The 6,759-nt window shown below is 66.4% G+C and carries 7 protein-coding genes; all 7 read left to right on the top strand.

The features are described from left to right. The first annotated feature begins 595 nt into the window (after positions 1-595). The 7 genes from U1701_RS17800 to radA all read left to right on the top strand — a co-directional run bounded on the left by U1701_RS17800 (position 596) and on the right by radA (position 6,748). A complete protein-coding gene (locus U1701_RS17800) occupies positions 596-988 on the top strand; it encodes a hypothetical protein (protein ID WP_332783918.1) in 393 nt (130 codons plus the stop codon). 412 nt (positions 989-1,400) lie between these two features. Next, positions 1,401-1,751: an ArsC family reductase gene (locus U1701_RS17795; RefSeq protein WP_332783917.1), complete on the top strand. Its 351-nt coding sequence runs from the start codon at positions 1,401-1,403 to the stop codon at positions 1,749-1,751. 10 nt (positions 1,752-1,761) lie between these two features. Continuing rightward, positions 1,762-2,043 carry a DUF427 domain-containing protein gene (locus U1701_RS17790; RefSeq protein WP_332783916.1) on the top strand — a complete coding sequence of 94 codons (282 nt, stop codon included), beginning with the start codon at positions 1,762-1,764 and terminating at the stop codon, positions 2,041-2,043. A gap of 173 nt (positions 2,044-2,216) precedes the next feature. After that, positions 2,217-3,077, top strand: coding sequence for a 3-methyl-2-oxobutanoate hydroxymethyltransferase (gene panB / locus U1701_RS17785; protein ID WP_332783915.1), 861 nt, complete (start codon positions 2,217-2,219; stop codon positions 3,075-3,077). 67 nt (positions 3,078-3,144) lie between these two features. Further along, complete coding sequence (locus U1701_RS17780; RefSeq protein WP_332783914.1) at positions 3,145-3,849, top strand: tetratricopeptide repeat protein; 705 nt, start codon at positions 3,145-3,147, stop codon at positions 3,847-3,849. Then, positions 3,846-5,168 carry a PQQ-binding-like beta-propeller repeat protein gene (locus U1701_RS17775; RefSeq protein WP_332783913.1) on the top strand — a complete coding sequence of 441 codons (1,323 nt, stop codon included), beginning with the start codon at positions 3,846-3,848 and terminating at the stop codon, positions 5,166-5,168. The genes U1701_RS17780 and U1701_RS17775 overlap by 4 nt, the downstream gene beginning before the upstream one ends. Before the next feature lie 209 nt (positions 5,169-5,377). Further along, complete coding sequence (gene radA, locus U1701_RS17770; RefSeq protein WP_332783912.1) at positions 5,378-6,748, top strand: DNA repair protein RadA; 1,371 nt, start codon at positions 5,378-5,380, stop codon at positions 6,746-6,748. The last annotated feature ends 11 nt before the right edge of the window (positions 6,749-6,759 follow it).

Here is a 6,759-nt window from a genome sequence, read left to right as displayed (position 1 = left end):
AACTTCACGCAGCTTCCCGATGATCTCCTCGGGCTTGTGCTTCTTCGCAGGCATTCGTCGTCCCTTCCTTGATCCAGACCCTTATAGTCGATGGACCACTCAGAAGGGGGCAGCTCAATCTGTCCGGCGGTATCACACCACGGTAAGCCTCTGCTGCCGCGTTGATGATGGCCAGCATCTCGTTGCGATCATCCGTTCGGCACCGGCGGAAACACAGCGGAGTGGGCAGAGCGGAAGCGTCAGAACTGGTCATTGCGGAAGCCTGGCGCGAACGCGTGATGTCCGCAAGTGGACGACTGCCGACCGGAAGATTCCCGTGCCGGACCAGAACGTCGGCCTTGCAACGACCGAGGCCGCGCCGATCGCCGCGAATGTCGCAAAGTGGTGGACTGCGGACAGGCGGCTTACGGGAGGGAGCTACGTAAAGCGGACATTTAGCGCCCGCCGCCTTTTCCGAAAAGGATGGAATGACGGGAAGGTAGATCCATAGTCGGCCGCACGAACGATGCGCACCAACGGTGGAACAACGCTCGGTTGTGGCTCTTGCGTTCCATGCTCTGGACAGCAATATCGCGTAAAATCTGGGGGAACCTCCATGTTCACCATCATCGCGCTGCTTGCGATTGCACAAACCGGCGTCTCGGCCGCTTCGACCGCCGCACCAACAATTCAAGACGAGATCATCGTTATCGGCAGAAAACTCCGGAACTGGCGCGGCTCGTTGAAGACCAAGGGTGGCGCGACACGCTGCGTTACCAAGAAATCGACCGGCGACCGCGACATCGACCAGATCGGTTGCGACGCAATGGTGACGTGCTTTCTAAAGTTCGAGGGTGAGTTCAGGGCGGTGCTCTCAGCCTCCCGCGACAAAATTTCGCGAAATAGCATGAACGCGGATATTAGCCAGCGTCTGGCAGCTTGCGTAGAGGAGCGTCATAACAAGCTCAAAGAGGCGCTTGCTGACCGGCGAGCGGCGGGGCTATCCTGAATTTGGCGTTACCTTTATTTCCCGCAAATGAATCCATAGCTGGACAGCCGCCTGAACGATTGCGCCGGGAGCCGCCGGGGACCGCCCTTTCCCGAAACGTGTTCTCGATTGCTCTTTCCCGAAATGGCTGGGCGGAGACGGAGAAACGGGAAAGATCGCGCTTAATGAATGGCCGCTATCGGGCGCCCGGATAACCGGTCTGAACGTCCGGGTGTGGGCGAAAGCCGCCATTTTCGGCTGTCCTACACGTATGGCGTATGACACCATCGCACGATGCTCGGTTGCGCCTTCCTCGTCGTCTCATACGTCCCAAACGCCCCGCGGAAACAGCAGGTCGGGGGGTACGTAGCGTGAACTTCCTCAACTTCCGACCCGTTCGATCGCGCGCCGCGATCACGCCGCCGGCCCCGAGATGACCCCAACCCTCTACGGCATCCGCAACTGCGACACGATGAAGAAGGCCCGCGCCTGGCTCGACGCGCACGGTGTCGCGTACGCATTCCACGATTACAAGGTATTGGGAATCGACGCGGCGCGGCTCGACGACTGGATCGGCCGCGTCGGTTGGGAGGTGCTGCTCAACCGCGCGGGAACGACGTTCCGTAAACTGCCCGAGGCGGATCGTGCCGATCTCGACGCGGCCAAGGCCACCGCGCTGATGCTGGCGCAGCCGTCGATGATCAAGCGCCCGGTGCTCGACACCGGCGACGCGCTGCTGGTCGGCTTCAAGCCCGAGCGCTATGAGGCGGAGTTCAAAGGCTAAGGAGAGTCGCATGCCCGTTGCCACCTGGAACGGCACCGAGATCGCCCGCTCCGACGACACCGTCGTCGTCGAGCGCAACCACTATTTCCCCGCCGACAGCATCGATCCGGCATTGCTCGAAGACAGCGCGACGAAGACGCATTGCCCGTGGAAGGGCGACGCCAGCTACAAGACGCTGGTCGTCGACGGGAAGCGCAACGTCGATGCGGTCTGGTACTATCCAGACCCGAAAGCGAAGGCCGCCGAGATCAAGGGGCGCTACGCGTTCTGGAAGGGCGTGACGGTCGGGTGAGTCCTGCATTGCCTGCCCCCGACCGTCACCCCAGCGAAGGCTGGGGTCTCCGTGGGGCAGGCGCCGTGGCCCGAACCGGGAGATGCCAGCCTGCGCTGGCATGACGGCGAGGGGGGCGTAACGGAGGGGTGTGAGTTGTACCCCGCGGCCCCCACGCGCTAAGACCCGCCGCCATGTCCACGACCTACCAGCTCGACACCGCGACGAGTCGCGCCAACCCGACGCCCACGCCGCTCAAGCGCCTCACCGTGCCCGCGATCCAGCGCTGCAAGGGGGGCGAGCCGCTGGTGATGCTCACCGCCTACACCGCGCGGATGGCGCAGCTGCTCGACACGCACTGCGACCTGCTGCTGGTCGGCGACAGCCTGGGGCAGGTGATCTACGGCTTGCCATCGACGCTGGCGGTCACGCTCGACATGATGTGCGCGCACGGCGCCGCGGTGGTGCGCGGCAGCTATCACAGCGTCGTCGTCATCGACATGCCGTTCGGCAGCTATGAGGCGAGCCCGGAGGCCGCCTTCGCCTCCGCGTCGCGGATCATGGCCGAAACCGGCGCGGCGGCGGTGAAGTTGGAGGGCGGCGCGGCCATGGCCCCGACGATCGCGTTCCTCACGCAGCGTGGCATTCCCGTGATGGCGCATATCGGCCTCACCCCGCAGGCCGTGAACGTGCTGGGAGGCTATGGCGCGCGCGGTCGGACCAATGCCGAACACGCCAAGATCGTCGGCGACGCCCGCGCGGTGGCGGAAGCCGGCGCGTTCGCGATCGTCGTCGAGGGCGTGCTCGAACCGCTCGCCCGCACCATCACCGCCGAAGTGTCGTGCCCGGTGATCGGTATCGGCGCGTCGGCGCAGTGCGACGGGCAGGTGCTGGTGACAGAGGACATGCTCGGCCTGTTTGATCGCACCGCGCGGTTCGTGAAGCGCTATGACGACCTGGCCGGCCGTATTTCCGCCGCGGTCGCCGACTATGCGGGCGAGGTACGCAGCCGCGCTTTCCCGACGCCCGACCAGACCTACGCACCCAAGGACTGATCCGCCTTTCGTTTCGCAGGCCGCGCGACTAAGGTCCGCGCTTCCCTTACCAGATCCGGAGTTCCACTTGGCCCTGCCGCCGAAAACCGATGAAGCATTCCTGCGCGAGGTCGACGAGGAACTGCGTCGCGACCAGCTCGCCGGGTTCTGGACCAAATGGGGTCTCTGGGTCGCGGTAGCGGTCTTCGCCGCGCTCGCAGCACTTGCCGGCTTCCTCTACTGGCAGCACCGCCAGGCCGAAGCTGCAGGGGTCGAGGGCGAACAGCTCCAGGCCGCCTATGATTCGCTGGGCGCCAACAACGTGCTCGCTGCGTCGAAATCGCTGGCCGAACTCGCCGGATCGAACCGCGACGGCTACCGCGCGCTCGCGCAGTTCACGCAAGCCGATATCCTGCTCCAGAAGAACGACCTGAAGGGCGCCGCCGCCAAGTTCGCGACGGTCGCCGCGGATGCGTCGCTCGCCAAGCCGTTCCGCGATCTTGCGCTGATCCGCCAGACTGCAGCCGAATACGACACGCTGAAGCCGCAGGTCGTGGTGGAGCGGCTGCGGCCGCTCGCGGTTCCCGGTGGCGCCTGGCTCGGCAGCGCGGGCGAGATGGTCGGCGTCGCCTATCTCCGCCTGAACCAGCGGCCCCAGGCGGGTACGTTGTTCGGCCAGATCGCACGCGATCCGGGCGTGCCCGAAACGATCCGTCAACGTGCGGTTCAGATGGCGGGCGTACTGGGCGTCGATGCCGCGCCGAACGCGACCCCTACCGAGGATACGAAATGAAGAATTCCTATCGGGTAAGCGTCGCGGTGGCCGCGCTTCTGGCTTTGGGCGGGTGTGGCGTATTCAAGGGTGGCCCCAAGAAGACCCCGACCGTCGGCGAGCGCGTGTCGATCCTGGTTTCGGAAAACGAAGTCGAGACCGACAAGACCATCGCCGACGTCCAGGTCCTGCTGCCCGCCGCCGCGCCGAACGACTCCTGGGCGGAGCCCGGCGGCAATCCCGCGCATTCGCTCGGCCAACTCGCGCTCGGCAACGCGCCGACGCGCGTGTGGCAGGCCGGGATCGACGGCGGATCGAACCGCCAGCGGCTCGCCGCCGCCCCGGTCGTGGCCGAGAACAAGCTGTTCGTGACCGACGTTGCGGCGGTCGTCCACGCCTATGCCGCCGACACCGGCGCGCCGCTGTGGACGGCGCCGCTGACCGAGGGCAAGCTCAACGCCAGCGCGCGCTTCGGCGGCGGCGTCAGCTATGACGACGGCAAGGTCTATGCGACCGACGGCGTCGGCGACGTCGTCGCGCTCAACGCCGCGGACGGCAAGCAGCTGTGGCGCGTTAAGCCGGGCGGCCCGCTGCGCGGCTCGCCGACCGTCGCCAACGGCTCGGTGTACGTCCTCACGCAGGACAACCAGATCTTCTCGCTCGATCAGGCCGACGGCAAGGTCCAGTGGGTCCAGTCGGGGACGCTTGAGACGCAGGGCGTGTTCGGCGTCGCGGCGCCCGCGGTCAGCCAAGGCACCGTCGTCGCCGGCTTCTCGAGCGGCGAACTCAGCGCCTATCGCTACGAGAATGGCCGTATCCTGTGGCAGGATGCACTGTCGCGCACCTCGGTGACGACCTCGGTGTCGAGCCTGTCGGACATCGACGCCGCGCCGGTGATCGACAATGGCCGCGTCTACGCGGTCGGGCAGGGTGGCCGCATGGTCGCGCTCGACCTGTCGACCGGCCAGCGCCTGTGGGAGCAGAATTTCGCGGGCATCTCGACGCCGTGGATCGCGGGCGAATGGCTGTTCGTGATCACCGACGACGCGCGCCTCGTCTGCCTGTCGCGCACCAGCGGCAAGGCCCGCTGGATCGCGCAGCTCAAGCGGTTCCAGAACGAGAAGAAGCGCAGCAACGCGGTGACCTGGTTCGGCCCGGTGCTCGCGGGCAACCACCTGATCCTGACCAATTCGCGTGGCGAGATCGTGTACGTGAACCCGGGCGACGGCGCCGTCGCGTCGACGGTCGAAACCAAGACGCCGTTCACGCTGCCCCCGATCGTCGCGAACTCGACGCTCTACACGCTCGATCAAAAGGGCAAGATCACCGCCTATCGGTGACCGGTTGAAGCGCGGGCGCCTCCCCCTAATTCCGTCATTCCCGCGCAGGCGGGAATCCAGACTGGCTGACGTCGCGGTATAGCCACGCGGTCCGAGGGTATGGATCCCCGCCTTCGCGGGGATGACGGAGGTTGGAATGGAGCGCGGGTGACTCGCACCTGTCCCGCCGCATGTTCCCTAATCGTTCCGGACTTGCTACATCGCTTCGCATGGCGAAACCGCAAAAACGATATGTCTGCCAAGCCTGCGGCTCGGTTTCCTCGCGCTGGGCCGGCCAATGCGCCGACTGTGCGGAATGGAACACGCTGGTCGAAGAGGCGAACACCGCCGCCACCCCATTCCATTCGAAGCACAACCTGCAGACCGGCGGCCGCGCGATCCAGCTGGTCGGGCTCGACGCCGAGATCAAGCTGCCCGATCGCATGGCGACCGGCATCGCGGAACTCGACCGCGCGCTGGGCGGTGGGTTCGTGGAAGGCTCGGCGACGCTGATCGGCGGCGACCCCGGAATCGGTAAATCCACGCTGCTGCTCCAGGCTGCCGCCAAGATGGCGCTCGCCGGCCAGTCGGTGGCCTATGTCTCGGGCGAGGAAGCCGCCGATCAGGTCCGCCTGCGCGCACGTCGGCTAGGGCTCGGCAACGCCCCCGTCCAGCTCGCCGCCGCGACCTCCACCCGCGACATCCTGACGACGCTGCAGACTCGGCCCCCCGCGCTTCTCGTGATCGATTCGATCCAGACGATGCACTCCGACCTGATCGAGGGCGCGCCCGGCACGGTCAGCCAGGTCCGCGCCTCGGCGCAGGAATTGATCCGCTTCGCCAAGGAACGCGGTACCGCCGTCGTGCTGGTCGGCCACGTCACCAAGGACGGCTCGATCGCCGGCCCGCGCGTTCTCGAACACATGGTCGATACCGTGCTGAGCTTCGAAGGCGAGCGCAGTCACCAGTATCGCATCCTCCGCGCGATCAAGAACCGCTTCGGCGGCACCGATGAGATCGGCGTGTTCTCGATGCAGACCGAGGGGCTGGCCGAAGTCGGCAACCCGTCGTCGCTTTTCCTGACAAACCGCGACGACGCGATGACCGGGGCGACGGTGTTCCCGGCGCTCGAGGGTACGCGGCCGGTGCTGGTCGAGATCCAGGCGCTGACCGTGCGGCTGGCGAGCGGTGCGACGCCGCGGCGTGCGGTGGTCGGCTGGGATTCGGGGCGCCTCGCGATGATCCTCGCGGTGCTTGAGGCGCGGTGCGGGCTCAGCTTCTCGTCGGCCGAAGTCTATCTGAACATCGCGGGCGGCTACCGCGTGCAGGATCCCGCCGCCGACCTCGCAGTCGCGGCGGCGCTGATCTCGGCGATGGCCGAGCGCCCGGTACCGGTCGATGCGGTCGCGTTCGGCGAAGTCGCGCTGTCCGGGGAAATCCGCCCGGTCGCGCACGGCCCGTTGCGGTTGAAGGAGGCGAGCAAACTCGGCTTCGAACGCGCGATGGTGCCCGCCTCTATGACCGACGAAAAGAGCGGCATGCGGCTGCAGGGCTTTAAGACGCTAGGCGCGTTCGTCGAGCATATGCTGGGGCGGGGGTAGGTCGCGTGCGA

This window comes from Sphingomonas rhamnosi (genome assembly GCF_036663615.1).
Taxonomy (GTDB): Bacteria; Pseudomonadota; Alphaproteobacteria; order Sphingomonadales; family Sphingomonadaceae; genus Sphingomonas.
The sequence above is the reverse complement of the archived record's forward strand: the minus strand, read 5'-3'. Positions and strand labels throughout refer to the sequence as shown.

What these genes read in the sequence shown, in the direction of transcription:
- U1701_RS17800 (WP_332783918.1), top strand. Translation starts at nt 596, where the DNA reads ATGTTCACCATCATCGCGCTGCTTGCGATTGCACAAACCGGCGTCTCG.
- U1701_RS17795 (WP_332783917.1), top strand. Translation starts at nt 1,401, where the DNA reads ATGACCCCAACCCTCTACGGCATCCGCAACTGCGACACGATGAAGAAG.
- U1701_RS17790 (WP_332783916.1), top strand. Translation starts at nt 1,762, where the DNA reads ATGCCCGTTGCCACCTGGAACGGCACCGAGATCGCCCGCTCCGACGAC.
- panB (WP_332783915.1), top strand. Translation starts at nt 2,217, where the DNA reads ATGTCCACGACCTACCAGCTCGACACCGCGACGAGTCGCGCCAACCCG.
- U1701_RS17775 (WP_332783913.1), top strand. Translation starts at nt 3,846, where the DNA reads ATGAAGAATTCCTATCGGGTAAGCGTCGCGGTGGCCGCGCTTCTGGCT.
- radA (WP_332783912.1), top strand. Translation starts at nt 5,378, where the DNA reads ATGGCGAAACCGCAAAAACGATATGTCTGCCAAGCCTGCGGCTCGGTT.